17 protein-coding genes are annotated in these 26127 nt (G+C 67.0%); 10 read left to right on the forward strand and 7 right to left on the reverse strand.

Features of this window, described 5'->3' with window-relative positions; all coding sequences use genetic code 11:
* Window positions 1-84 precede the first annotated feature (84 nt).
* From AQZ52_RS13415 to AQZ52_RS13430, 4 genes are read left to right on the forward strand one after another with little or no spacing between them, the layout of a single operon-like run.
* Entirely contained in the window at window positions 85-1197 is a 1113-nt protein-coding gene (locus AQZ52_RS13415) for a Gfo/Idh/MocA family protein (protein WP_067911658.1), read from the forward strand.
* Between the two features lie 12 nt (window positions 1198-1209).
* Complete coding sequence (locus AQZ52_RS13420) at window positions 1210-2268, forward strand: sugar phosphate isomerase/epimerase family protein (protein WP_067911661.1); 1059 nt, start codon at window positions 1210-1212, stop codon at window positions 2266-2268.
* Complete coding sequence (locus AQZ52_RS13425) at window positions 2265-2864, forward strand: gluconate 2-dehydrogenase subunit 3 family protein (protein ID WP_067911664.1); 600 nt, start codon at window positions 2265-2267, stop codon at window positions 2862-2864. The genes AQZ52_RS13420 and AQZ52_RS13425 overlap by 4 nt, the downstream gene beginning before the upstream one ends.
* Window positions 2864-4555 (forward strand): GMC oxidoreductase, encoded by a 1692-nt coding sequence (locus AQZ52_RS13430; protein WP_067911666.1) that lies wholly within the window; start codon window positions 2864-2866, stop codon window positions 4553-4555. Before AQZ52_RS13425 ends, AQZ52_RS13430 begins: the two co-directional genes overlap by 1 nt.
* Here the strand turns inward: AQZ52_RS13430 and AQZ52_RS13435 are convergent, their stop codons facing one another.
* A complete protein-coding gene (locus tag AQZ52_RS13435) occupies window positions 4556-5782 on the reverse strand; it encodes an MFS transporter (protein WP_240481631.1) in 1227 nt (408 codons plus the stop codon).
* A 181-nt stretch (window positions 5783-5963) separates the two neighbouring features.
* Between AQZ52_RS13435 and AQZ52_RS13440 the strand changes: the two genes are divergently transcribed.
* The 4 genes from AQZ52_RS13440 to AQZ52_RS13455 all read left to right on the forward strand — a co-directional run bounded on the left by AQZ52_RS13440 (window position 5964) and on the right by AQZ52_RS13455 (window position 10123).
* On the forward strand, window positions 5964-7427 hold the full coding sequence (locus tag AQZ52_RS13440) for an MFS transporter (protein WP_067912202.1): 1464 nt from the start codon (window positions 5964-5966) through the stop codon (window positions 7425-7427).
* 85 nt (window positions 7428-7512) lie between these two features.
* A complete protein-coding gene (locus AQZ52_RS13445; protein ID WP_067911672.1) occupies window positions 7513-8082 on the forward strand; it encodes a cupin domain-containing protein in 570 nt (189 codons plus the stop codon).
* On the forward strand, window positions 8079-9035 hold the full coding sequence (locus AQZ52_RS13450; RefSeq protein WP_067911675.1) for a fumarylacetoacetate hydrolase family protein: 957 nt from the start codon (window positions 8079-8081) through the stop codon (window positions 9033-9035). Before AQZ52_RS13445 ends, AQZ52_RS13450 begins: the two co-directional genes overlap by 4 nt.
* Window positions 9036-9100: 65 nt before the next feature.
* The gene (locus AQZ52_RS13455) at window positions 9101-10123 is read left to right on the forward strand and encodes a LacI family DNA-binding transcriptional regulator (protein WP_082697943.1); all 1023 of its coding nucleotides are present in this window, start codon (window positions 9101-9103) and stop codon (window positions 10121-10123) included.
* 141 nt (window positions 10124-10264) lie between these two features.
* On the opposite strand, the gene AQZ52_RS13460 is transcribed toward AQZ52_RS13455, so the two are convergent.
* From AQZ52_RS13460 to AQZ52_RS13475, 4 genes are all read right to left on the reverse strand, one after another.
* Window positions 10265-11440, reverse strand: a complete 1176-nt coding sequence (locus AQZ52_RS13460) for an ROK family transcriptional regulator (protein WP_156424932.1) — start codon at window positions 11438-11440, stop codon at window positions 10265-10267.
* A complete protein-coding gene (locus AQZ52_RS13465; RefSeq protein WP_067911678.1) occupies window positions 11437-12309 on the reverse strand; it encodes an ROK family protein in 873 nt (290 codons plus the stop codon). Before AQZ52_RS13465 ends, AQZ52_RS13460 begins: the two co-directional genes overlap by 4 nt.
* On the reverse strand, window positions 12306-13889 hold the full coding sequence (locus AQZ52_RS13470) for a tryptophan halogenase family protein (RefSeq protein ID WP_156424933.1): 1584 nt from the start codon (window positions 13887-13889) through the stop codon (window positions 12306-12308). Before AQZ52_RS13470 ends, AQZ52_RS13465 begins: the two co-directional genes overlap by 4 nt.
* A 127-nt stretch (window positions 13890-14016) precedes the next feature.
* Entirely contained in the window at window positions 14017-17025 is a 3009-nt protein-coding gene (locus AQZ52_RS13475; protein WP_082697946.1) for a TonB-dependent receptor, read from the reverse strand.
* Window positions 17026-17266: 241 nt separating this feature from the next.
* Here AQZ52_RS13475 and AQZ52_RS13480 point away from each other — a divergent pair, with 241 nt between their 5' ends.
* Together AQZ52_RS13480 and AQZ52_RS13485 are read left to right on the forward strand one after the other, a co-directional pair.
* Window positions 17267-19807, forward strand: coding sequence for a glycoside hydrolase family 3 protein (locus AQZ52_RS13480; RefSeq protein ID WP_067911681.1), 2541 nt, complete (start codon window positions 17267-17269; stop codon window positions 19805-19807).
* Window positions 19808-19906: 99 nt separating this feature from the next.
* Window positions 19907-23317, forward strand: a complete 3411-nt coding sequence (locus tag AQZ52_RS13485) for a glycoside hydrolase family 2 (RefSeq protein ID WP_067911683.1) — start codon at window positions 19907-19909, stop codon at window positions 23315-23317.
* A 106-nt stretch (window positions 23318-23423) separates the two neighbouring features.
* Here AQZ52_RS13485 and AQZ52_RS13490 read toward each other — a convergent pair whose 3' ends face one another.
* Together AQZ52_RS13490 and AQZ52_RS13495 are read right to left on the reverse strand one after the other, a co-directional pair.
* Window positions 23424-25613: a xanthine dehydrogenase family protein molybdopterin-binding subunit gene (locus AQZ52_RS13490; RefSeq protein WP_240481632.1), complete on the reverse strand. Its 2190-nt coding sequence runs from the start codon at window positions 25611-25613 to the stop codon at window positions 23424-23426.
* Window positions 25614-25630: 17 nt separating this feature from the next.
* Window positions 25631-26125, reverse strand: coding sequence for a (2Fe-2S)-binding protein (locus tag AQZ52_RS13495; protein ID WP_067911686.1), 495 nt, complete (start codon window positions 26123-26125; stop codon window positions 25631-25633).
* Between the last annotated feature and the right edge of the window lie 2 nt (window positions 26126-26127).

Below are 26127 nucleotides of genomic sequence, written 5' to 3' on the forward strand. Positions count from 1 at the left end.
ATCAAGCGCTTGAAACCGGGCCTCTAACAAATTAGAACATACATTACAAATAGACGGGGAGAGACAGTCTTGAGTCGGCTGCGTATGGCCATGATCGGCGGCGGCCCGGGCGCCTTTATCGGCCCCGTCCACCGTATCGCGGCGGAAATGGACCGCGAAATCGAACTGGTCGCCGGGGTATTTTCGGGCGATCCCGCGCGCAGCCGTGCCGGGGGCATGGCCTATGGTCTCGATCCGGCACGTGCCTATGGCAGTCTCGCCGAAATGCTCAGCGCCGAACGCGTCCGCGCGGACGGCGCGCAGTTCGTGGCTGTCGTCACCCCCAATCACGATCACCTGCCCTCCGCGCGCGCCGCGCTCGCCGCCGGTTTTCCCGTCATCAGCGACAAGCCGATGACCGCAACGCTCGCCGAAGCTCGCGAACTGGCCGCAGCAGTCGAAGCCGCCGGGCTCCCCTTCGCCCTCACCTACACCTATTCGGGCTACCCCCTTGTGCGCGAAGCTCGCGCGCGCATCGCAGCCGGCGCCCTCGGCGCCGTCCGCAAGGTTGTCGTCGAGTATCCGCAGGGCTGGCTTGCCGGCCCGGCAGAGGGCAAGCAGGCCGAATGGCGCGTCGATCCGTCCCGCGCCGGCGCTGGCGGCTGCATCGGCGATATCGGCGTCCACGCCTTCCAGCTCGCCGAATTCGTCACCGGCCTCAAGGTCACCGAACTCCTCGCCGATCTCGGCGCGGTCGTCCCCGGCCGCCAGCTCGACGATGATTGCACCGTCCTCCTGCGATTCGAAGATGTCGGCTTTGGGGCAGCGCGCGGCGTCCTCCTCGCCAGCCAGATCGAGGTCGGCGAACTCAATGGCCTGCGCATCCGCGTCTATGGCGAGCAGGGCGGCCTCGTCTGGAAGCAGGAAGAGCCCAACACGCTCACCCTCCACCACCTCGATGGCCGCAGCGAAGTCATCCGCGCGGGCACTGGCCTCCTCGGCCCCGACGCCGCGCGCCGCACCCGCACCCCCGGCGGCCACCCTGAGGGCTACCTCGAGGCCTTCGCCAACCTCTACCGCGATTTCGCCGAACGCTTGCGCGGCGGCAGCGCCCCGCTCCTTCCCGGCGCGGCAGAAGGCCTGCGCTCGATGGCCTTCATCGACACCGCCGTCCGTGCCAGTGCCGCTGGCGCTGGCTGGACCTCGCTTTCCGTCTGAGGAACCGAACCCATGAAGACGATCAAAGGCCCCGGCATCTTCCTCGCCCAGTTCGCGGGCGATGCCGCGCCGTTCAACAGCCTCGAAAGCATCGCTGAGTGGGCCGCCGGTCTCGGCTACAAGGGCATCCAGATCCCTTCGTGGGACGCGCGCCTGTTCAACCTCGATCTCGCGGCGCAAAGCCAGACCTATTGCGACGAGATCACGGGCATGCTCGCGGACAAGGGCCTCGCCATCACAGAGCTTTCGACGCACCTGCAAGGCCAGCTCGTCGCCGTCCACCCCGCGTTCGACGCGCAGTTCAATGGCTTCGCCCCGCCTGAGGTGCATGGGAACCCTGCTGCCCGGCAGGAATGGGCCGTCACCCAGGTCAAGAATGCCGCCGTCGCCAGCCGCCGCCTGGGCCTTGCCGCGCACGCCACCTTCTCCGGCGCGCTGGCGTGGCCCTATTTCTACCCTTGGCCCGCGCGCCCCGCAGGGCTCGTCGAGGATGCCTTCGCCGAGCTCGCCAAACGCTGGAAGCCGATCCTCGATGTGTTCGAGGACAACGGCGTCGATGCCGCCTACGAAATCCACCCCGGCGAGGACCTCCACGACGGCGTCACCTTCGAGCGCTTCCTCGAAGCTGTGGGGAACCACCCGCGCGCCAATATCCTTTACGATCCCAGCCACTTCGTGCTGCAGTGCCTCGATTACCTGCAGTTCATCGACATCTACAAGGAGCGCATCAAGTGCTTCCACGTGAAGGATGCCGAGTTCCGCCCCAATGGCCGCTCCGGCGTCTATGGCGGCTATCAGGGCTGGGTCGACCGCCCCGGCCGCTTCCGCTCGCTGGGCGACGGGCAGATCGATTTCGGCGCGATCTTCAGCAAGATGGCCGCGAATGATTTTGCCGGTTGGGCCGTGCTCGAATGGGAATGCGCGCTCAAGCACCCGGAAGTCGGCGCCACAGAAGGCGCCCCCTTCATCGACAGGCACATCATCAAGGTCACCGAACACGCCTTCGACGATTTTGCCGCTAGCGGCGCAGACCGCGCGCTCAACCGCCGCCTGATGGGCATCGCGGAATGAGCGGCTGGAACCGGCGCGCCTTCCTGGGCGCGGCCACCCTCGTCGCGCTGCAGGCCGCAGTCGCCGGTGGCGGGGCTGTTCTGGGCAAGCTCGATCCGAGGGACGCCCCCTCCCCCCGCCGCCGCAAGCTGATGCGCGAAGTCGCCGAACACGTCATCCCCACCACCGGCACGCCCGGTGCCGGCGTGGTCGGCGCAGGCGATTTCGTCCTCGTCGCGCTCGCCCATGGCCTTTCCGGCACGCGCAAGCCGCCTGCCGCCGATCCGTCATTCGCACCTCACCTGCGCCCCGATGGCAGCCTCGATCACGCCGCATGGCTTGAGGTGCGACTCGGTGCCAAGTGGCTCGCCCTGCCCCCGGCCCGCCGCCATGAAGCGCTCGCGGCGCTCGATGCAGCTGCATACAAAGGCGAACCCGCCGCCGCCCCCTGGCGCGCGATCAAGGGCCTGATCCTCACCGGCTACTACACCAGCGAGATCGGCGGATCGAAGGAACTCAATTACGAGCTGGTCCCCGGCCGGTTCGATCCCAAGGTGCCGGTCACGCCAGAAACCCGCGCCTATTCAAGCGACTGGACAGCGGTGGACTTCGGCTGATGGACGAGACTCTTCACTTTGACGCCATCGTCGTCGGCTCCGGCATCACCGGCGGCTGGGCGGCCAAGGAACTCACCGAGGCCGGCCTCAAGGTCCTCCTCCTCGAACGCGGCCGGAAGATCGAGCATCAGGTCGATTACGAGACCGAGCTCAAGGCCCCGTGGGACATGCCCTTCAGGGGCGAAGGCGATGCCGATCTCTATGCCCGCGAATACGCGGTTCAGAGCCTCAACCGCCACTTCACCGAGTTCACGCAAGGCCACTTCGTGAACGATGCACAGAACCCGTACCAGACGGGTGCGGACACCGCCTTCACGTGGTTCCGCAGCTACCAGCTCGGCGGTCGCTCGCTCACCTGGGGCCGCCAGTGCTACCGCTGGTCGGACTACGATTTCGGCGCCAACAAGCGCGATGGCCACGGCACCGACTGGCCGATCCGCTACGCCGATCTCGCGCCGTGGTACGACAAGGTGGAAGACTTCATCGGCGTTGCGGGCGCGGCGGAAGGCCTGCCCCAGCTGCCCGATGGCAGGTTCCTCCCGCCTTTCGCGCTCAACGTCGTCGAACAGGCCGCGCGTGAGCGGATCATGGCAAACTGGCCCGAACGCCGCCTCACCATCGGCCGCACCGCCAACCTCACGGCAGAAAAGGAAGGGCACGGCCCCTGCCAGAGCCGTTCGATCTGCGCGCGCGGCTGCTCCTACGGCGCCTATTTCTCCACGCAATCGAGCACGCTGCCCGCAGCTCAGGCCACCGGCAACCTCACGCTCGTCACCGATGCCGCCGTCGAGCATGTCGATTACGATCCGGCCACCCGCCGCATCACCGGCGTGCGCTGGGTCGACAGCAAGACCAAGGCGCGACACCAAGCCACCGCGCGCCTCGTCTTCCTCAACGCCGGCGCGTTCAACTCGGTCCACCTGCTGCTCAATTCCGCCAGTGAGGCGATGCCAAATGGCCTCGCAAACAGCAGCGGCGTCCTTGGCACCCACATCATGGACCATGCCAACACGCTGTCCGCCGCCGCGATCATGCCCGGCTTCGAAGCATGGACAACCTTCGGCAATCGGCCCACCGGCGTCGTCATCCCGCGCTATCGCAACATGGAAACGATGGACGGCATCGGCCACACGCGCGGCTTCTCGTTTCAGGGCGGCGCGCTCCAATCGACATGGACGGCGGGCAAGCGCGCCGCCGGCATCGGCAAGGACTACAAGAACAGTCTGGAGAAGCCCGGCCCCTGGCGCATGGTCCTCGTCGCCTTCGCCGATTGCGTGCCGCGCGCCACCAACCGCCTCACGCTTGATCGCACAAGGGTGGACAGCAACGGCATCCCCCAGTTGCGCATCGATTTCGCGTTCGGCGCAGAGGAAAACGCCGCGCTCGCGCAGGCCAAGGCGGATGCGACGGAGATGCTCACCAAAGCCGGCGGCCACGTGATGTTCGGCTTCGATCGGCCCGGCCCCGGCGGCACCGCGATCCACGAAATGGGCGGCGCGCGCATGGGCCATGATCCCGCCACCTCGGTGCTCAACAAATGGAGCCAGGCGCACGACGTGGCGAACCTCTTCGTCACCGACGGCGCGCAGATGGCCTCGTCTGCCTGCCAGAACCCGTCGCTCACCTACATGGCCCTTACCGCCCGCGCGGCCGCCCATGCCGTCGCGCTGCTCAAGTCGGGTGCGCTGTAGTCAGGCAGCCGCCTTGCTGCTCGATCCCGAAAGCACCACCAGCAGCAGCGCCGCGCCCACCGCGCTGATGATCCCCGCGACAAGGAACGCGCCCTGCATCGTGCCTACCGCGCCGCGCAGCAGCGAGACCAGCAGCGGCGAGGAGAACTGGCCGAAGAAGAACGTCGCCGTCCAGATGCCCATACCGCGCCCGCGGTGCTGGAACGGCAGTTGGCTCTGCGCCCAGGCGATCAGCGTCGGGATCGCCATGCCCGCGCCCGTCTGCTGCAGCGCCATGCCCACGATCATGCCCTTCCAGTCATGCGTCAGCCCCATCACCGCAAGCCCCGCACCGAGGAAGCCAAGGAAGACGGCAATCAGTGTCGGCGAGCCCAGACCCTTGGCGCCCAGCCACCAGAACAGCGTCGCGCCGACAAGGATGAACAGCGTCGGCAGCGCGGTGATCTGGCCGATGCTCTGCGGATCGGTAACGCCCAGTTCCTGCCAGACGGTCGCGCCATTGACGATGAAGACGTAGTAGATGGCCGACGAAAACAGCGTCAGGCCGGCGATGCCCAGCATCGCGCCCCAGGGAAAGCCCTCGCTGTCCTTCTCGTCCATCCCCAGCATCATGCGCACCGTGGCATCGCTCGAAGGCTCGAACATCCAGCGCACCATCGCCGCCCAAATCGGCACCGCGAGGAGGTAGAGCAGGAAGATGCCGTTCCAGCGCCACGCCGTCATCGTGCCGGCAAAGAAGATCATCACCGAAGAAAGCGCCGGGCCCACGAGCCCCTGCAGCGCGAGCCACTTGCGGCGGCCTTCGTCGGGCCAGTAGTCGGCGATCAGCGTGTTGACCGTGGTCAGGATCACCGCTTCGCACAGCCCCAGCAGCAGACGCGAGGCATAGATCGTGTCCAGATTGTCGAGAAAGAACGGCGCCGCGCCGATCAGGCCATAGAAGAACGTCGCGACCAGCAGCAGCGTGCGCCGTCCGAAGCGGTCGACCATCAGCCCGGCAAACAGCGCCACCAGCGCGATCGTCAGCCCCGGCGCCGTCACCATCGAAGGCACCTTCATCGGCGCGGTCGGGTCGGTCGGCGCAAAGTGCCCGATGATCGCCGGAATTGCGGGGAACATCGTGACGATGGCCAGGATCGGCAGGAACCCGGCGATGATGACGGTCAGGCCCTGCGCCAGACCGGCCTGCGGCGCGGCCTTCCCTGCGGCCATCGGTGTGCTTGCCAAGGTGATCTCTCCAAACAGTTTTTTCGCCGCAGGCGGGCTGTCATTCCCTTGATATCCTGCGCGCTGCGCTTGACCATAGGCGACAAGCAGTCATAATAGAAGCAACATTTTAATTTGATCGGGCAAACGGCCCGGCACACAGTGCTGCTCTGTGCGGCGCACGGGGACATCGAACACCATCATGACCGCCACAGAGGCCGCCACCGCCAGCAAGCAGGCGCACGAACTGGATGATCGCCAGCGCGCGCTCGCCTTCTTCACCGTGCTCACGGCCGTCGTGCTGGAAGTCGCCGACACGACCATCGTCAACACCGCGCTGCCCGCCATCCGCGATGGCCTCGGCGCGTCCTCGGCCGCCATGCAGTGGATCGTTGCGGGCTACCTCCTCACGCTCGGCTCGCTGCTGCTGCTCGGCGGACGGCTGGGCGATACATTCGGCCACCGCACCCTGTTCCTCTCGGGCGTCGCGGGTTTTGTCGCCGCCTCGGCGCTGTGCGGCCTTGCCCCCACGCCCGGCGTGCTCGTCCTCGCCAGGGTCCTGCAAGGCGCGGCGGGGGCGATGATGGGGCCGCAGACAATGGCCATCGTCCAGCTGCTCTACACCCCGCTCGAACGCGTCCGCCGTCTTGCCTTCTTCGGCATGATCATCGGCCTTGCCGCGATCATCGGCCCGATCCTGGGCGGCTTCCTCATCCAGCTTGACCTGTTCGGCCTCGGCTGGCGGCTGATCTTCCTGATCAACCTCCCCGTCGGCCTCTTCGCGCTCGCCATGGGCCGCGTGACGCTCCCGCGCACCGGCGAGGAACACAAAGGTCTGGCCATCGATCTTACCGGCGCCGCACTCTTCGCCGCCGGCTTCGGCCTCATCCTCTTCGCGCTGATCCAGGCGCATGAGAACCTCAGCCCCGCGGCCGCAGCGGCGATCTTCATCATCGGCACCGGCGCGGTCGGCCTCGGCACCCGGCGCTCCGTGGCGCGGCGCAGCGCCGGCCTCCCCGCCATGATCGAACCCTCGCTCTTCGCGCTCCCCACCTTTCGCTGGGGGGTGACGGCCGCGATGGCGTTCAACAGCGGCTCGGTCGGTTTCCTGATGATCTTCGCCGTCGCGCTGCAGCAAGGCCTTGCGCTTACACCGCTGCAGACGGCGCTGATCCACATCCCCTTCGGCCTCGGCGTCATGGTCGCGGTGGGCCTTCTCGTCCCGCGCCTGCTCCCACGGCTCGGGCGCGTGCTGCCGATGGCGGGCGGCGTGCTGATGGCAGCGGGAATCGCCGGCAGTCTGGCGCTGGTCCACGCCCATGTGGCCGGCGGCACTCTGCTGGTCGCCGCGTTGGCGCTGGCCGGCATCGGGTTCGGCACGCTCTCGGGCCCGCTTGGTCCCATCGTCGTCTCCGAAGTGCCGCGCACCCATGCCGGCACCGCCAGCGCCACGATGCGCACCGCGCAGCAGCTCGGCGGCGCCTTCGGCATCGCCCTTGTCGGCACGGCCTATTTCGCGGTTGGCGGAAACGATGCGGCGGCGCGGCTTGCCGGAGTGGTGCCCGGGGCGATCATGGTCACCGTCCTCCTCGCGGTCGCGGTCACCGCCGTATCGCGCCTGCCGGCCAAGCTCTTCGGCACCGAGCGCAAGCTCGCAGCGGATTGACCCGCGCGCCGTTCATCGGCATGATCTATTGGAAATAAATCAAATCCATCTGTAAATCAGATGCGTAATCATCGCGGGAGATTATATGGACTTCAAACCCGTTCGCCGCGTGGTCACCGGCCACGACACGTCCGGCCGCGCCGTGATCCAGGACGACAGCGCAGCCTCCCGCGTCCAGCGCGTCGGCGGCGCGATTGGCCCGCTGTTCCACGAAGTGTGGAACACACAGGCCACCCCCGCCTTTATCGACGCCGCTTCCGGCGAACCGCCCGAAGCCGGCGTCGTCCTCGCGCCCCCGAAAAACGGCACCCGCATCCGCGTGCTTGATATTCCGCCCGAAGGCGATGGCATCCGCAACATGACACCGGAGGAAGCCGCCGCCCACTTCGCCGAAGTCGGCGCCGGCCACGCTTCCAACGCAGCCAAGGAAGGTTCGCGCCACGCGCTGATGCACCGCACCGAAACCATCGACTACGGTATCGTCATCGAAGGCGAACTCGTGCTGATCATGGATGAGGGCGAGACGACAATCTACCCCGGCGATATCGTGATCCAGCGCGGCACAAACCATGGCTGGGCCAACCGTTCCGACAAGAACTGCCGCATCGTCTTCGTCCTGATCGACGGCGAGTTCGCACCGGACCTCAAGGCATGAGGCTAGCCACCCTGCGCGACGGCACGCCCGATGGCGCGCTGGCGCTCGTCTCGGCAGACGGCACCCGCGCGCTGCCCGTCGGCGGCAATCTCCTCACCGCGATGGCGGACTGGCCCGCGACCGAAGCCACGCTCAAGGCAGCTGCTGCGCGCCTCGATGCCGGCGAAGGCGTGTCCACGGACGACGTGGACTTCGCCGCCCCGCTCCCCCGCACCTGGCAATGGCTCGATGGCTCGGCCTTCACCACCCACGGCGATCTCATGGCGATCGCGTTCAAGCACGATCCCCATGAAGGGGACCGCCCGCTGATGTACCAGGGCCTGTCCGACCGGTTTTACGGCCCCGCCGATCCCGTGCCCTTCCCCGCGATGGAACACGGCATCGATTTCGAAGGCGAATTCGGCGTGATCGTCGATGCCGTGCCGATGGGCACGTCCGCCGTCGATGCACTTGGGCACATTCGCCTGATCGTCCAGATCAACGACTGGTCGCTGCGCGCCATCGCCCCCGTCGAGATGAAGACCGGCTTCGGCTGGGTTCAGGCCAAGCCCGCCTGCTCGATGGCCCCCTTCGCGATCACGCCCGACGAACTTGGCGATGCGTGGGCCGACGGGCGCGTCGGCCTCGATCTCATCATCGACTGGAACGGCAAGCAAGTCGGCCGCGCCAATGGCGCTGCGATGGCTTTCGGGTTCCACGAACTCGTCGCCCATGCCGCGCTTACCCGCGATCTCGTCGCCGGGACGGTAATCGGCTCGGGCACCGTCTCGAACGCCAACTATGCCGAAGTCGGCTCGAGCTGCATCTCGGAGATCCGCGCGATCGAGATCATCGCCCACGGCGCGCCGCAGACGCCGTTCATGGCCTTCGGCGATACCGTCAAGATGATCGCGGTGGACGCCGCAGGCCGCGCGCCTTTTGGCATGATCGATCAGGACGTGGTGAAAGCCTAGCATTTTCCGGCCGCCCCGGTGTAAGCTCGGGGTAACGTTCCCAAGTCGAGGCGGCCGCACCTTCCATGACCAGACCCAAGCGGGCCACCATTGTCGACGTTGCGCGCATGGCCGAAGTTTCGGCCAAGACGGTCAGCCGCGTCGTCAACAACGAGCCCCATGTCACCGAAGCAGTGAAGACCCGCGTTCGCGAGGCGATGCGCGCGCTGCGCTATCACCCCAATGTCGCGGCGCAAGGCCTTGTCCGCAGCCGCTCCTACCTCATCGGCCTCGTCTACGAAAAGCCGAGCCCCTCCTACGTCGTCGAACTCCAGAAAGGCGCGCTTGAGCGGCTCCACGGCGAACGCTTCCGCCTCGTCGTGCTGCCGGTGGAATCGGTCACCGAACGCGAGGAAGAGATCATCGCCCTGCTGCGCTCCGCCGCGCTCGATGCCGTGCTGCTCGCCCCGCCCGCTTCGGACAACGCCGCCCTGATGCGCGAACTGCGCGACGGCGGCATTCCCTTCGCGCGTATCTCGCCCACGCGCCTGCTCGGCCAGGGGCCCTCGGTCGCGATGGACGATGTTGCCGCTGCGCAGGAAGCGGCCGAGCATCTCGTCACGCTCGGCCACACCCGCATCGGCGTGATCAAGGGCGATCCCAGCCACGCCGCATCCGACGCGCGCCTCGTCGGCACTATGCAGGCGCTCGCCACGGCCGGGATCGCGCTCCACCCCGAACTCATCGAAGCCGGCCTGTTCACCTTCGATTCCGGCCTCGCCGCCGCGCGCCGCCTGCTCGCGCTCGATCCGCCGCCCAGCGCGATCCTCGCCCAGAACGACGACATGGCCGCCGCCGCGATCACCGCGGCTCGTGAATGCGGGCTCCATGTGCCGGAGGATCTCTCGGTTGTCGGCTTCGATGATTCCGATATCTCACGCGTCGTCTGGCCGCCGCTCACCACGATCCGCCAGCCGGTCCAGGACATGGCCTACCGCGCGATGGACATGCTGCTCCACATGCTGAAGGGCGAGCCCGAGCAGGGCGACGTGCACCTCGCCCACGAACTCATGATCCGCCGCAGTACCGCCCCGCCGCGCGCGGATTGAAGCACAGACTATGCCCCCGCCCCCCTTCATCACCCCCGCGAAGGCGGGGGTCCAGAGCCACATGCATGGCGACTGCCGCTCTGATTTCCCGCCTTCGCGGGAATGACGTACTGTGTGTGGGTGCGCCCGCCGCGCGTTTTTTCAGCCTGCCTCACCCGCCAGCGCGAGGTCGTCGAAAGACAGCAGCGCGGCCCCCACGGCCGAGGCATCCTCGGCAAGCGCCGCCGGCATGACCGGCGCAATCGCCGGAGCATCGCGCCCGCCGCTGCGCAGCAGGAGGTTGGTGCGCTGGGTCAGCCGCTCGAGCAGCGGCATCGGCAGTCGTCCGCCAACCAGCACCACGCCGGGGTTGATGAGGAGGTTCACCGCCACCAGCGGCTGCACCAGCGCCCGCGCGCATTCTTCGATCCAGTCGTCATGGATCCGCTGCTGCACGGGATCCGCGGAAATCGCCTCACCATGGGCAAAGGGCGGACGCCCGGCCGCAGCGAGGCGCTTGTTGAGCCCGGCGATCGAGACGACCGATTGCAACGGCACCATGGCCCCGGTGTCCGAAGGCACCGTCATGAAGCCGATCTCGCCGCTGCGCCCGTCCGCGCCCCGGTCGTGCTGCCCGCCGACGACCAGCCCGCCGCCGAGGCCATAGCTGATCAGCACATAGAAGAAGCTCTGTTCGCGCTGCCCGCGCCCGAACTGCATTTCGCCGATGGCCGCCGCCGCCGCATCGTTTTCGATAAAGATCGGACTGCCCAGCGGCTCTGCGAAAAGCCCTTCGAGATTGGTTGCGGACCACTGCGCGTAATCGCCCGGCATTCCGGGCAGATCGACCACGCCCAGCCCGTCCGGGAGCGCGAGGCCGATCCCGGTGATCGCCTCTGCTGCGACACCCGCCATGGCAAGCAGCCGGTCGAGATTGCGGCGATAGAAGCCGCGCACCTGCTCGGGCAGGGCAAACGCCACGTCCTGATCGAGCCGTGCCTTCACTGTTCCGGCGAAGTCGGCCAACACCATGGTGATGTGGTCGCGGTCGACATTGATCCCGATGGCGTGCGCGCCCTCGGCATTGATGACCAGCCGCGTCGCCGGCTGGCCACGTCCGCCGCGCTGCATGCCTGCGGTGCGCAGCAGGCCGCGTTCAATCAGCCGGCGGGTGATGTTGGTCACGGTCGGGTGGGCCAGACCTGTCTGCCGGGCAAGTTCGGCCTTGGTCAGCATGCCCTGGGCGCGGATCGCCCGCAGCACGATCCGGGTGTTGTGCGCCCCGGCATCCTCGATTGTCGCGCCGCGATAGCCGCTGCGCATCAGTCCCAGGTTCACGCGCCCGCACCCTCCAGCCGATCGAGCGCAATCGCCAGTGCGCCGAGCGGCCCGGCCTGATCGCCCAGCACCGGCGCACCGACCGCAAACGAAGCCTGCGCATAGCCGCCAAGGCTCTGGCGCACCGCTGCCTCGACCCGCGCCAAGATACCGGGCCGGCCGGCCAGTACGCCACCGCCCAGCGCGACGCGTTCGGGTGCCCCGGTCAACACGATGGTATGGACGAGCCGTGCAAGAACATGGACGAAGGGATTCCATATCGGATGCAATTCGTCCAGTGCCTCACCCGCTGCCCCGGTCCGCACAGCGAGAGCCGGACCGGATATCAGGCCTTCGACACAGGCCCCGTGAAACGGGCAGATTCCGGGCGCGTCGTCGCCGGCACCGCGGTCGACGAAAATGTGGCCCATTTCACTATGCGCGCGGCCCGCCATCGTGCGCCCGCCCACGACGAGCCCCACGCCAACCCCGGTGCCCACGGTGACATAGGCGTGGTTGGCCATGCCCACCGCGCCGCCCCAGCGCCCTTCCGCCAGCGCCGCACCGTTGACATCACTGTCGAGCCCCACCGGCAGCCCGTACCGCTCCGTGAGGTGCGCAAAGAGGCCAAAGCCCTGCCAGCCGGGCTTGGGCGTCGCCAGAAAAGTCCCGAAATCAACCGCTTCCGGATCAGTACGGATCGGCCCGAACGCAGCGACGCCGATGGCCTCAACTTGATCAGTGGCCACCCATTCGTCGAGGATCGCCGTAAGATCGCCAACCGTGGACGCGGCCTCGCGCGTCGGCACGCGGCGCTGGTCGATCACTTCGCGCCCATTTGCCAGCGTGGCCACACACTTGGTGCCGCCCAGTTCGAGGCCCGCTATCATGCCCCGCCCCCGGCTCCGCCCCAAGTTTGACTGAAGTTCGGCCGCCCCTTGAGCGCCGGATCGAGCAGCCGCGCCAGCATGGCCTGATGCGTCGGTGCTGCCGCGCGGTAGCGGCCCATCACGTCGCGGATCTGCCCGATCACGCGCCGCACCTCGTCGAAATCGGCCGCATCGGCCAGCGGATCAAGCGCATCCGGCACGATCCCCATCCCCGCGCCCACGAAGAACCAGCTGATATCGGCAAACAGTTCGCGCCGCCGCGAAACGATCCGCCCGGTGCGGCGGAACAGGTCCAGCTTCGCGGCCAGACTGTCCGGCAAGGGGTTCGCCCTGATCTCGTCCCAGAACGGCTCGCCATGCCGCTGGTTGGGCATGTAGTGGAGCAGCAGGAAATCGCGGATATGCGCATATTCGTCCGCCGCCTCGCGGTTGTAGGCCGCCGCCAGCGCGGGATCGCACTGCTGGTCGGGGAAATAGTCCAGCAGCCGGTTCAGCGCGGTGTGAATGAGATGAATGCTCGTCGATTCCAGCGGTTCGAGAAACCCGCTCGAAAGCCCCACGGCAAGGCAGTTCTTCACCCACATCGCCTTGCGGTGCCCGGCGGTGAAGCGCAGGAACCGCGGCTCGGCCAGCGCCTCGCCCTTGCCATCGCCCGATGCCGCGCCGCGCAGCGTGTGCGCCGCCTCATCGTCGCTGATATGGCGGCTTGAATAGACGTAGCCGTTGCCCACCCGCGATTGCAGCGGAATGCGCCAGCGCCATCCCGCCTCATGCGCCGCCGAAATGGTATAGGGCGCAGGCGGTCCCACCGTGGCCGTCGGCATGGCCACCGCGCGGTCGCAGGGCAGCCACTTCGTCCAGTCCTCATAGCCCGCGTGGAGCGTTTCCTCGATCAGCAGCCCGCGAAAACCCGAGCAGTCGATGAAGAAATCCGCCTCTATCCGCCGCCCGTCCTGCAGGCGCACCGCCGCAACCGAACCGTCAGCGGCCAATTCGGCCCCGGCAATCCGCGCGTCCACATGCTCCACCCCGCGCGCGGTGGAATGCAGCCTCAAATATTCCGCCACCAGCCCTGCGTCGAAATGCAGCGCATAGTTGAGCGCGCCGCCCGGATAGCTCCCGTCCGGCGGCGGAAACGCGAACTTGCCGTCCTCCGCCAGCGCAATCGCTGGGCACAGGTCGGCCACGCTCTCGTCGTGCCCCGCTGCCTTGTTCTTCCACCAATAGTGGTGAAACGGTCGCTGGTTGATCGTCACGCCCAGATTGCCGAACGGGTGCCAATAAGAATGGCCCCGCTCCCGCCAGTCGTCAAAGCGGATCGCCAGCTTGAACGTCGCCTGGCAATGCCGAATGAAATCAATATCATCCAAACCGCAGTTCGCCAGAAACTCGAACACCGGCGGGATTGTCGCCTCGCCCACGCCGACGGTGGGTACATCGCTCGATTCGATCAGTGTGATCCGGCATCCGGCCGCCGCCAACCGGGGCGCGAGCACCGCCGACAGCAGGGCCGCCGCGGACCATCCGGCCGTGCCGCCACCGACGATCAGGATCGAGCGCAAGGGATCAGGGGTCATCATTGGTCCGGTCCGATGCTGGCGGTCAACCGCCCGTGAAACAAGGGCCGCACCGCATCCAGCACAAGAAAGGGGGGAAGGCCGGCAATGGCCCTCCCCCCAAGAGGCTCCGAGGGAGGTGGAGCAAACGTCAGAAGTTGAACTTCACACCGGCGAAGATGCGGCGCGAACCCGATTCATACCGGAACGGCAGCTCGGGGAACTGCAGGTAGGTCTTGGTGTTTTCCTTGTTCAGGTTGATCCCTTCGACGAACACGTTGAAGTTCGGCGTCACTTGGTAGGAAACCTGCCCGTCCAGCTGGCCATAGGGCTTCTGGTAGATGCCCAGCGTGCGTGTCACGCCGCCATCGCCGAAGCCGAAGTTGCCGAGGTACGACTTAGAGCGCCACGAGTAGGAGGCTCGCGCCGCGAACCCGTGCTTCTCGAAGTAGACCTGCCCGTTGAACGAATGCTTCGAAACACCCGGCAGCGGCAGGCCCTTCTCGAAGTCGTTGCTGAACTCGGTGCTCGTGTCGGAGAAGGTGTAGTTCGCGGTGAAGCCGAGGCCGAACGGGAAGGCGTATTGCGCCGCCAGTTCGAAGCCCTTGACCCGGCCGCCCGAGCCGTTGACCGGCTGCGAGACGGGGCCGATGCGCCCGCCCGCCTGGTCGTTCACGAAGACCGGCACGGTCTGCGTGACGACAAAGCTGTCCACTTCCTTCCAGAACACGCCCGCCGAAAGCAGGCCTTGCCGGCCGAAGTAGTATTCGACGCCCAGATCGAACTGGTAGGCACGGTAGGGATCGAGCGCGGCGTTGCCGCGGCTGCCGCTGGTGAACAGGAACTTGTCGGTCGCCGCGTCGCGGGTGAAGTCGGTCGCAAACCCGCGGCCGAGATCGAACAGCGGCTGGCGCGAGGTGACACGCGCCGCCGAGGCACGCACCTTGATGTCCTGCGCCGCATCGACGACCACGTTCACGCTGGGCAGGAAGTCGGTGTACGAACGCTCGACACTCGAGGTGTCGAAGTCCTTGACCACGCCGTTCCAGCTGTCGGTGCCCCAGTAGGTCGGGTTCGCGGTGCCCTGGTTCTGGTCCACCTTCAGCTTGGTATCGACGATGCGCAGGCCCACGTTCACGTGGAAGCCGTCATCCTTGCCGCCGATATCGGCCATGACATAGCCTGTCTTGGTCTCTTCCTTCACGAAGAAGGTCTGCAGCGGATCCTCGAAGAAGCTGAACGGCGTCGAGGGGTAGAGGTTCTGGATCCACTTGAGCGCATTCACCATCTGCGCCCGGTTCTGGATCAGCAACTTGCCGCCCGGAACATTGGGGTTGAGCAGCGTCTCGACGCGGCCAGCATTGCTGGTGAACGTATCATACGGCGTGATCAGCGCAGGCGAATTGCCGAAGCGGCTGCAACCCTTGAACGCGGCTGGCTTGTTGGCTTCCGGCAGGTCGCAGATCTTGTAGCCGATCGCGCCGTCCTGGAAGTAGCCATAGGGCGTGTAGTTGTAGTTGAAGGTGGGGTCGCGCTCGGCCAGCGGGATCTTGGTCGCGTCGATCTCGCCCTTGCCCGAATAGTCCGCCAGATAGCGGCCCGAGGTGAAGTCCACCGAGCGCTGGCCATAGCGGAAGCCCGCGCTCAGCGTGATCTTGCCCTTCTCCGAAGGATCGACATCCCAGGCCAGATCGGTGCGGATCGAATGGCCCTTGATCTTCGAGCGGTCGCCGAAGGCCCAGTGCGACTTGAAGAAGCCGTTGGCCGGGTTGCTGAACAGGTCAGCCGGGCTGCCAGGAGCGATGCCGAACGTTGGGAAATCACCGTTCTTGTAGGTGAAGTCGAACGTGGCTGGAGCCGCGCTGTTCAGCGCCACGCCGTTCACCAGCGGCCCGCCCACGGTGCCCTGTCGCACGGTGTACTTGGTGAAGCGCACGTCATTGTTGGCCACATCGCGGAACAGCGTGCCGTTCGAATAGGTCGCCTCGACATTGGCGCGGAAGTTCGAGCCGTTGTCGAACTTGGTGCCGAACTGCACGTTGTCGGACTTGATGCTGGATTCATCCACCACCGAGATCGCCTCGGCCGATTGCGCGCGGATCGTGCCGCTCTCCAGCACGCCGTTGCTGTCGATCTTGTAGCCCGGCAGCAGGCCCAGGCTTTCGCCCTGGCCGAACGGGAACTTCACCGAACCCTCGCGCGTGTCCACCTTGAGGTCGGAGTGGAAATACTGGAGGTCCATGCTCAGCGTATCGGTCGGGCGGAACGCGAGGCCCGCCGAAACACCCCAGCGCGTGCGATACTGGTCGCGGTCGGTCACATAGCGGTATTCGGGCGCATAGTAGTTGGTCGGCACCGTCGCGGTATCGCGCCGGCCTGCACCGAACGCCCAGTTGCCGCGGTTCTCACCGCCCAGAATGTTGTAGTGGCCGTTCGTCTTGCTGTAACTGCCCGAGAGAATGATGCCGATCTTGTCGTTGAAATTGTAGCTCGCCACGATCGCGCCGGTCGGCTTCCAGCCATCGATCCCGGAGGCCTTGTTGAGCCGCGCGTTGCCCGCCACGGTCAGACCGTTCTTGAGATCGAGCGGATTGCGCGTCTTCAGGTTGACGATGCCGCCAAGGCCGCCCTCGAGCAGCGAGGCATTGGGCGACTTGAACACCTCGACGCCGCCGATCAGTTCCGAAGGCACGCTTTCAAGGCTGTCGGTGCGGGTGAAGTTGCCCTCGCCCACCTTGAACACTTCCTGGCCCGTCACGAACAGCTCGCCGTTGAGCACTGTCAGGTTCTGCTCGAGGCCGCGGATGCGCACCTTGGTGCCCTGCCCGTTCTCGCGGTCGATCTGGATGCCGGGCAGGCGCTGCAGCGATTCGGTGATGTTCTGGTCGGGGAACTTGCCGATATCCTCGGCGCTCACCGATTCGATGATGAGGTTCGAATTGCGCTTGGCATCAAGCGCGGCGGCCAGCGATTGGCGGAAGCCGGTGACGACGATCGGCGCAGCGCTTTCATCGCTGGTGGCGGTATCCGCCTGCGCGGTCTGCTGCGGGGCCGCCTGCGCGGCGGCATGGCCGGAAACAAACAGCGCCAGCGTCGAAGCGGCGCCCAGCAGAGCGTGTCGGGACAGGGCAAACCTCGCCCTTGCAGTACCTTGAGACATGAGAGTTCCCCTCCTTGTTGAACGGCCGCACCCGTTGGAGGGCGTCACCCGTTTTTCCTGACGACCGGCCCCACCGGGTTGCCGCGATGGCGCTCCGCGAGCCGGTCTGCGTCGCAAGGTTGAAATACGATCAAGTCCGCCGTATTGTCAACGTTGTCATTCATTTTATATTATCATAATGCATTATTAAGGCAAGCCGGCGGATTCGGCCGAGCGGAAAAATCGAGAGGAACGCCAAGGAATGAAGCGGATTTCGCGCCTGACCGGGTCACTTGCGATGCGGGCCTCGGCCATGGTCCTCGCCGCCACAATCGCACCCGCCGCTATCCTAGCGGCCCCTCCCGCCGCGCCCCCCGGTTCGGCTGCGAACGTTCACCCCGAACAATGGCCGCGAATCGCCTGGCCCAAGGTGGTGACCGATGCCGACGAGGCGAAAATTGCCGCACTGCTCAGGCAGATGGACCCCGCCTGCAAGGTCGGTCAGGTGATCCAGGGCGATATCGCCAGCCTCACGCCCGAGGACGTCGCGAGGTACAATCTCGGCTCGGTGCTCAACGGCGGCAACTCCGGACCCGGAAACAACGACCTCGCTCCGGCGCGCGACTGGCTGAAGTATGCCGACCTGTTCTACGCCGCCTCGATGCGCGGCCGCCCCGGCTGCCCTGCCATCCCCGTGATCTGGGGCACGGACGCGGTCCACGGTCATTCCAACATCATCGGTGCCACGCTGTTCCCGCACAACGTCGGCCTCGGCGCGATGCGCGATCCCGATCTCATCGAGAAGATCGGCGCCGCCACCGCCGCCGAGATCCGCGTCACCGGGCAGGAATGGACCTTCGCCCCCACCGTCACCGTCCCGCAGGACTACCGCTGGGGCAGGGCCTACGAAGGCTACTCCTCCGACCCGGCGCTTGTTGCCAGCTACGTCGGCCGCATGGTGCGCGGGCTGCAGGGCGCCGCCACCACCGACCGCGTGCTTGCCGGCCCCCACGTCATCGCCAGCACCAAGCACTTCCTCGCCGATGGCGGCACCACGGATGGCCACGATCAGGGCGATGCGCAAATCGACGAGGCCACACTGCGCCTTGTCCATGGTGCGCCCTATCTCCCCGCGATCGAGAATGGGGTCGCCACGGTGATGACCAGCTTCTCCAGCTGGAACGGCGTCAAGATCGCCGGCAACCGGGGCCTCGTCACCGATGTGCTCAAGGACCGTCTCGGCTTCGGCGGCTTTGTGGTGACAGACTGGAACGCCCACGGCCAGATCGCCGGCTGCACAAACGCGAGCTGCCCGCAGGCGCTCCTCGCCGGGGTCGACATGTACATGGCGCCAGACAGCTGGAAGCCGCTCCACGCCAGCCTCCTCCGTCAGGTGCAGGACGGCACCGTCCCCATGGCCCGCCTCGACGATGCGGTGAGCCGCATCCTGCGCGTGAAGGCACGTCTCGGCCTGTTCGAGATGGGTGCCCCCTCCACCCGCCCGCTCTCCGGCCAGTGGCAGCTCCTCGGCAGCCCCGAACACCGCGCCATCGCGCGCGAAGCTGTGCGCAAGTCCTTGGTCCTGCTCAAGAACACCGGTATCCTGCCACTCAGGAAGGGCGCCCGCCTGCTCGTCGCGGGTGACGGCGCAGACGATGTTGCCCGCCAGTCCGGCGGCTGGACGATCAGCTGGCAGGGCACCGGCCTCACGCGCGATCAGTTCCCCGGCGCAACCACGCTCTGGGAAGGGCTCAAGTCCGCCACCGAAGCCACCGGCGGCAGCGCACAACTCGCGCCCGATGGCCGCTTCTCGCAAAAACCCGATGCCGCCGTCGTCGTCTTCGGCGAAATGCCCTACGCCGAATTCCAGGGAGATATCCGCTCGCTCCAGTTGCGCTCCGATCTCACCGGCCCGCTCGCAACAATGAAGGCGCTGAAAGCGCAGGGCATCCCGGTCGTCGCGGTCATGCTTACCGGCCGGCCCTTGTTCGTGAACCCTGAACTCAACGCCGCCGATGCCTTCGTCGTCGCGTGGCTGCCGGGTTCGGAAGGCGGCGGCCTCGCCGATGTGCTTTACGCGAAAGACGGCGCAGACTTCACCGGCCGCCTGCCCACCGCATGGCCGCGCAGCGCGCGTTCCGGCGATGATCCGCTCTTCGCCTATGGCTATGGCCTTGCAATGTCTGGCGGCCCCGCGCCGTGGACGCCGCTGCCCGAAGACCCCGGCGTCGCCGCCGAAGCCGTGCCCGGCGTCTATCTCCAGCGCGGACAGGCCCAGACCGGCTGGTCGCTCGTGCTGACCGACCCTGCGGCCGCGCCACATGTTGTCGGCCCGGTCCCCGCCGCGACCCCCGGCGGGCGCATCGCGATCACCGCCATCGACAAGGACGTGCAGGAAGGCGCGCGCCGCATCGTGGTCGGCAAGGGGGCGGAACCCGCCACGATCGCGCTGGAAGCCGCGAGCCCTCGCGATCTTTCGCGCGAGACAAACGGCGACGTCCTGCTGCTGGTAACAGTGAAGCTCGATGCAAGGCCCGGCGCGCCGGTCACGCTTGCCGCACGCTGCGGCAGCGGCCCCTGCGCCGCGCCCCTTGCCCTTCCGGAACTGGCGGCCCTGCCGCTTGGCCAGTGGCAGACACTGGCCGTCCCGCTCAAGTGCCTGCTGCCCGCCGGTTCGGCCAGTAACGCTGTCTCCAGCCCGTTCGTCATCGCCACACGCGGCCCGCTGTCCTTCGGCCTTGCCAGCGTGACGCTGGGCACCAAGGGCGATATCATCGCAGGGTGCAAGTCGTCGGGAAATTAATGCATTTATTATGCATTTTAAATGGACTATGTCAATTACAATTGATTGCGTTGTCAGACGTCCGGCCAATCAACGGTGCGGCGCGGGGAGGAAAAAGGAATGCCCGGAACTTCGCGCCATCTGGCGTCTTTCCTCATTGCCGCCAGCGCACTGAATGCCTCGCCGGTCTATGCCGAAGTCCCGGATGGCGGCGGCCCCTACAACGTCCGCATCCTTGAAGGCGGCATCGGCATCGAGCACGACCTGCCATCCGGCAGCGCAGTGCTCGCCGCCAATGCGCCGTTCACGCTCTCGGCATGGGTCAAGCCCGACCGCATCCTGCCCGGCGAAGTCACCCTGATCGAACAGGGCCGCGCGCTCGTCCTGCTCGACGGCCGCCCTGCCCTGCGGCTCGGAACAACTTTGCTGACTGCCTCCGCACCGCTCGCGGCCGGACGGTGGACCCACCTCGCCGCCACCTTCGATGGCAAGACCGCGCGCCTCGTTGTCGATGGCAAACCAGCAGCACAGCAAGCCCTCGCCACACCCGCCACCGGCCCGCGCATCGCCCCGAAGATCGCAATCGCGCCGCCCCTCCCCGGCCAACCCCACTTCGCCGGATCGCTCGCCGCCGCCCAGCTTGACGACACCGCACGCGATCCCGCCGCGCTGTTCGCCGCGCGCCCCGATTTCGCCGCCGTCCAGTTCCGCGATGTCGGCGCCGGCTGGCCGTTTCAGCGCAAGGCCAATATCGGCCTCACCGAACAGCAGGACCCCTGGCTGCTCCCCCGGTCCAACACGCCGCCCAGCACACCGCGCGCGATACCGGTCGTGCCCCAGCCCGCGCTCGTCCCCGTCGCCTCCGGCCAGTGGCAAGTGGGTGGCTGGAAGCTGATCCCCGCCCCCGATCTCGGCCCCGCCGACCCCGCCGCGCTTTCGCGCTCCGGAGTTGACACCGCCAGGTGGCTCGCTGCCCGCGTGCCCGGCACCGTCCTTGCCACCATGGTAGATCGCGGGATCTATCCGGACCCCTATTACGGCCTCAACAATCTCGCGATTCCGGAAAGCCTTGCCCGGCAGGACTACTGGTACCGCGCCAGCTTCACCGTGCCTCCCGAAGCCTCCGGAAAGGCCCTTGCCCTGCGCTTCGACGGGGTGAACTACGCCGCCGAAATCTGGATCAACGGTGAGCGCGCCGGCGCGATGAAGGGGGCCTTCGCCCGCGGCCGCTTCGCCTTCACACCCGTGGCCGGCGAAAACGTCGTCGCCATCCGTGTCAGCCCGCCGCCCCACCCCGGCATCCCGCACGAACAATCGGTCAAGGGCGGCGTCGGCGACAACGGCGGCCAGCTCGCCATCGACGGGCCGACGTTTGTCGCCACCGAAGGCTGGGACTGGATCCCGGGCATCCGCGACCGCAACACCGGCCTGTGGCAAGGCGTCGCCCTCGAAGCCACTGGCCCCGTCCGGCTCGGCGATCCGCACGTCGTCACCGATCTCCCGCTCCCCCGCACGGACAGCGCGGACGTGACAATCACGGTTCCGGTAATCAATCCCGGAAGCCAACCGATCCCGCTCACCGTCACGGCCAAGGTGGGCGAGATCACCCTTGCCCGCACGATGACCGCCGCCCCCGGCGAAACCACGGTCACCTTCTCACCGCAGACCGACGCCGCGCTCCACATCGCAAACCCGCGCCTGTGGTGGCCCAATGGCTATGGCGATCCCGCGCTCTACACGCTCACGCTTAGCGCAGCGGCCGAAGGCCAACCCTCGGACACGCGCACCTTGCGCTTCGGCATCCGCGAGGTGAGCTACGAACTCTCGCTCTTCGATCAGGCAGGCCGCCTGAACCGCGTCGAAGTCGATCCCACTGATGCGAGGCCCGGCGAACGCCCGCTGATCGACGTGCGCCACAGCGCGATCAAGCAGACCCCGCTTGGCTGGGCGCAGAGCCTGACGCCCGCAGGCGAAAAGTCCGCCGCCGTCCGCCCCGTCGCGCCCTCCATCCAGCTCCCTCACCTCACCTTGCGCGTCAACGGCGTCCGCATCGCCGCGCGCGGCGGCAGCTGGGGCATGGACGATGCGATGAAGCGTTTTGGCCGGGCTGAACTCGAACCCTATTTCCGGCTCGAGCGCGAAGCCCACATGAACGTGATCCGCAACTGGATGGGCAACAACACCGAGCCCGCGTTCTACGATCTGGCCGACGAGAACGGCATGATGATCCTAAACGATTTCTGGCAGTCCACGCAGGATTTCCAGATCGAACCCGAAGACCCGCAACTATTCCTCGCCAACGCGGCCGATACCATCGCGCGCTATCGCAATCACCCCAGCATCGTGGTCTGGTTCGGCCGCAACGAGGGCGTGCCCTATCCCGCGCTGAACGAAGGCCTCGATGCGCTGGTGCAAAAGCTCGACGGGACCCGCTGGTACACTGGCTCCTCCAACGTCGTGAACCTGCAGGGCAGCGGCCCCTACAACTACCGCCCGCCCGAAGGCTATTTCACCGATCTTGCCGCGGGCTTCTCGGTCGAAACCGGAACCCCCTCGCTCGCCACGCGTGAAGCCATCGCAGCCAGCGTCCCCGCCGCCGACCGCTGGCCGATGGGTGATACCATGGCCTACCACGACTGGCATTTCAGCGGGAATGGCGACACGCGTACGTTCATGGATACGCTGAACACCATGTTCGGCCCCGCCACCAGCCTCGCCGATTTCGAGCGCAAGGCGCAGATGATGAACCTCGAGACGCACAAGGCGATGATGGAAGGGTTCGTCGGCCACCTCTGGACGAAGAACTCCGGCCGCCTGTTCTGGATGACCCACCCTTCGTGGCCCTCGAACGCCTGGCAGCTCTACAGCTCCGACATGGACACCCACGCCGCCTATTACGGCGCGCGGGCCGGGGCAGAGCCGGTGCATGTGCAGCTCAATCTCCCTGATAACCGGCTGATGGTGATCAACACCACGCGCGGCGATCTAGCGGGCCTCACGGCAAGGGTGCGCGTTACCGATCTGGCGGGCAGGACGCTGTTGCAGACGGAACAGTCGCTCACGGCCCCGGCCAATGCGGCCACAGCTGCGGGCGTGGTCGATCTCGCCCCGCTCATCGCCAAGGGCGGCATGGTCCTCGCCGCGCTGGACCTCGTCGACCGACAAGGCGCCGTCCTCAGTCGCAATCTGTACTGGCGCGGCCGCGATCCCGCCGCCTACCGGGAACTGAACGCGATGCCCGCCGCCACGATCAACCTCAAGGCCGCTTCGGGTCAGCCACAGGGCGCGGACCGCCCGCTTACGGTCACGCTCGCCAACACCGGCAAGACCCCCGCGCTCGCGATCAAGCTGACGGTGCTCGATAAGGCCGGTGCGCGCGTCCTCCCGGCCTACTTCGAGGACAACTACGCCTCGCTGATGCCCGGCGAGATGCGCACGCTTACCGTACGTGTTCCCGTCGGTGCCAAGCCTGCCAGCATTGCTCTCCGGGGCTGGAACATTGCGGAAGGCAAGGTTCCGGTCACGCCGTGAACAACAACCTCCCCCTCGTCATTCCCGCGAAGGCGGGAATGACGAACGGAGAGGGAGCTAGACCGTCCCCCCCCGGGCTTGACCCGGGGTCCCGCTTGCCCGCGCCTCAAGCCTTCGCCTGGTCCTTGATCGGCAGCGCGCGCACCCGCTTGCCCGTCAGCGCAAACAGCGCATTCGCCAAGGCGGGCGTCGCCGGTGGCAGGCCCGGTTCGCCGATCCCGCCCATTTCCGCGCCGCTGTCGATGAAGTGCACGTCGACCACCGGCGCATTCGCCAGCTTCAGCACTTCATAGTCGCTGAAGTTGCTCTGCTGCACCGCGCCCTTCTCCAGCGTGATCGCCTCGCCAATGCCGGAGGAAAGCCCCATCACCAGCCCGCCAAGGATCTGCCCCTCGGCGGCCTTGGGGTTCACCACCGTGCCGCAATCGACCACCGCAAACGCCTTGTGGACCTTGGGCGTGCCGTCCTCGGCCAGCGAAGCCTCGACCACCTGCCCGACGATCGTGTTGAAGCACTCGACCATGGCCACACCGCGCGCCCGGCCCGGCTCGAGCGGCGAGCCCCAGCCGCTGCGCTTCGCCACTTCCTCCAGCACCGTCCGGTGCCGCCCGGGCTTGAGGTGCCTGAGGCGGAACGCCACCGGATCGGCGCCCGCCGCATGGGCCAGCTCGTCCATGAAGCTCTCGGTCGTGAAGCCGTGCTGCGTCGCGTTGACCGAGCGCCATGCGCCCACCGTCTGGTTCGAGACCTGCTTGAAATGCCGCCGCGCGACGGCGGGCACATCATAGAAGAACGGCACTTCGCGCAGGCCGTCTTCGGGCTGGGCGAAATCGTTGCGCCAGGCGGCGATCTTGCCGTCCCCGCCCAGCGCCGCCGTCAACTTGGCCGAACTTTGCGGACGATAGGCCCCTTGCGAGACTTCCTCCTCGCGCGACCAGATGATCTTGACCGGATAGGGCACCTGCATGGCGACCCGCGCGACCTGATCCACGATTTCCATATACATCGGCAGGCGGCGGCCAAAGCTGCCGCCGATCAGCATGGGGTGGAACGTCACCTTGTCCGCGCCGAGGCCCGCCGCGCTCGCCGCAGCCGCCTTGGCGCCGAGCGGGTCCTGCATCCCGCCCCACACATCGAGGTGTCCGTCCTTGTAGTGGGCCGTCAGCGCAAACGGCTCCATCATCGCGTGGTGGAGGAACGGCATCTTGTAATCGGCCTCGATCACCTTCACGCCCGCGGCCTTAAGCGCCGTATCGACATCGCCGTCGCCCGCGGTCTTGGTCGGCTTGCCTTCGGCGCGCAGCTTGTCCTGCTCGGCGAAGATCGTGGCGGTGGAAATCAGGCCGTGCCCGCCATCGCTGAACTTGGGCGCCAGCGCTCGCGCGCCCTTGAGCGCCTGCCAGTAGCCCTTGGCGACGACCACGACCGCGCTCTCGAGGCTGATGACCTTCTCGACCCCCGCCACGGCCATCGCCGGCTTTTGATCGACGGAGATCAGCTTGCCCCCGCGCACGGGCGCCGCAATCACGGTTGCGACCCGCATGCCGGGCTTCGCCACGTCCATGCCGTATTGCGCGGTGCCGTTGACCTTGGCCGGAATGTCGAAGCGCGGGACGGACTTGCCCATATGCTTGAATTGCTTGGGGTCCTTCAGCGCCACCTTGGCCGAGAGGCTGCGCGTTGCCGCCTCCGCCGCCAGTTCGCCATAGCGGAGCGCCTTGCCGGACTTCGCGTGGAGCACCTTGCCGTCCGCCGTGGTCAGTTCGCCCGCCGGCACGCCCAGGCGCCCCGCCGCCGTCTCGATCAGCGCCTGACGCGTGCCTGCGCCCAGCACGCGCAGCCCCTGCTGCCCGGTGAAGCGCAGCGCCGAGGAGCCGCCGGTGATCTGCAGGTTCAATTGCCGCGCCACCATGCCCAGCAAGGACATCGGCATCGCCCCGATGATACCGGGATAGCCACTCATTTCCGAAAGGAAGCCCTTGCCCAGCACCACGTTGGCAAAAGCCGATTCCGCCGGTGCCGAAACGACCGAGAGCTTGCTCCAGTCGGCATCGAGCTCTTCGGCCAGCATCTGCGCGAGGCCGGTGTTGGAACCCTGTCCGATATCGGTGTGCGGCGAATAGAGCGTGACGGTGTCGTCCTCGCCGATGCGCAGCCAGGTGCCGAAGTTGTGGCCGTCCTTGCCATCGGTCAGCTTGCCCGCCTGCGAGCGCGCCGAACTGTCGCCGTACTGCACCGCGAAGATGCCGCCGCCAACCAGTGCCGCGCCGCCGATCAGGAATGTTCTGCGGATCATGCCCATCTGCGCGCTCCTCAGGCTGCGGTCGCGGGGCTGGTGCCCGCAACGGAGTGGATTGCGGCGCGGATGCGGGGATAGGTCCCGCAGCGGCAGATGTTGGTCATCGCTGCGTCGATATCGGCATCGCTCGGCTTCGGCGTCTTCGCCAGCAGCGCCGCCGCCGCCATGATCTGGCCGGATTGGCAATAGCCGCACTGCGGCACCTGATGTTCGATCCAGGCCTGTTGCAGCGCGGTCAGGGTGCCGTCGGCAGCCGCCAGGCCTTCGATGGTGGTGATCGACTTGCCGGCCACATCACTCACAGGCACGCTGCACGAGCGCGTGATCTCGCCGTCGATATGCACGCTGCACGCCCCGCAGGCGGCGATGCCGCAGCCGAACTTGGTGCCGGTCATCCCCAGCTCCTCGCGGATCGCCCAGAGCAGCGGCGTATCCGGTTCGGCCTCGAAGCTCACCGGCTTCCCATTCACCTTCGCCACGATCGCCACGTTGCGGACTCCCCTTGCCATTC

This window comes from Novosphingobium fuchskuhlense (assembly GCF_001519075.1).
In the GTDB taxonomy this organism is placed as follows: domain Bacteria; phylum Pseudomonadota; class Alphaproteobacteria; order Sphingomonadales; family Sphingomonadaceae; genus Novosphingobium; species Novosphingobium fuchskuhlense.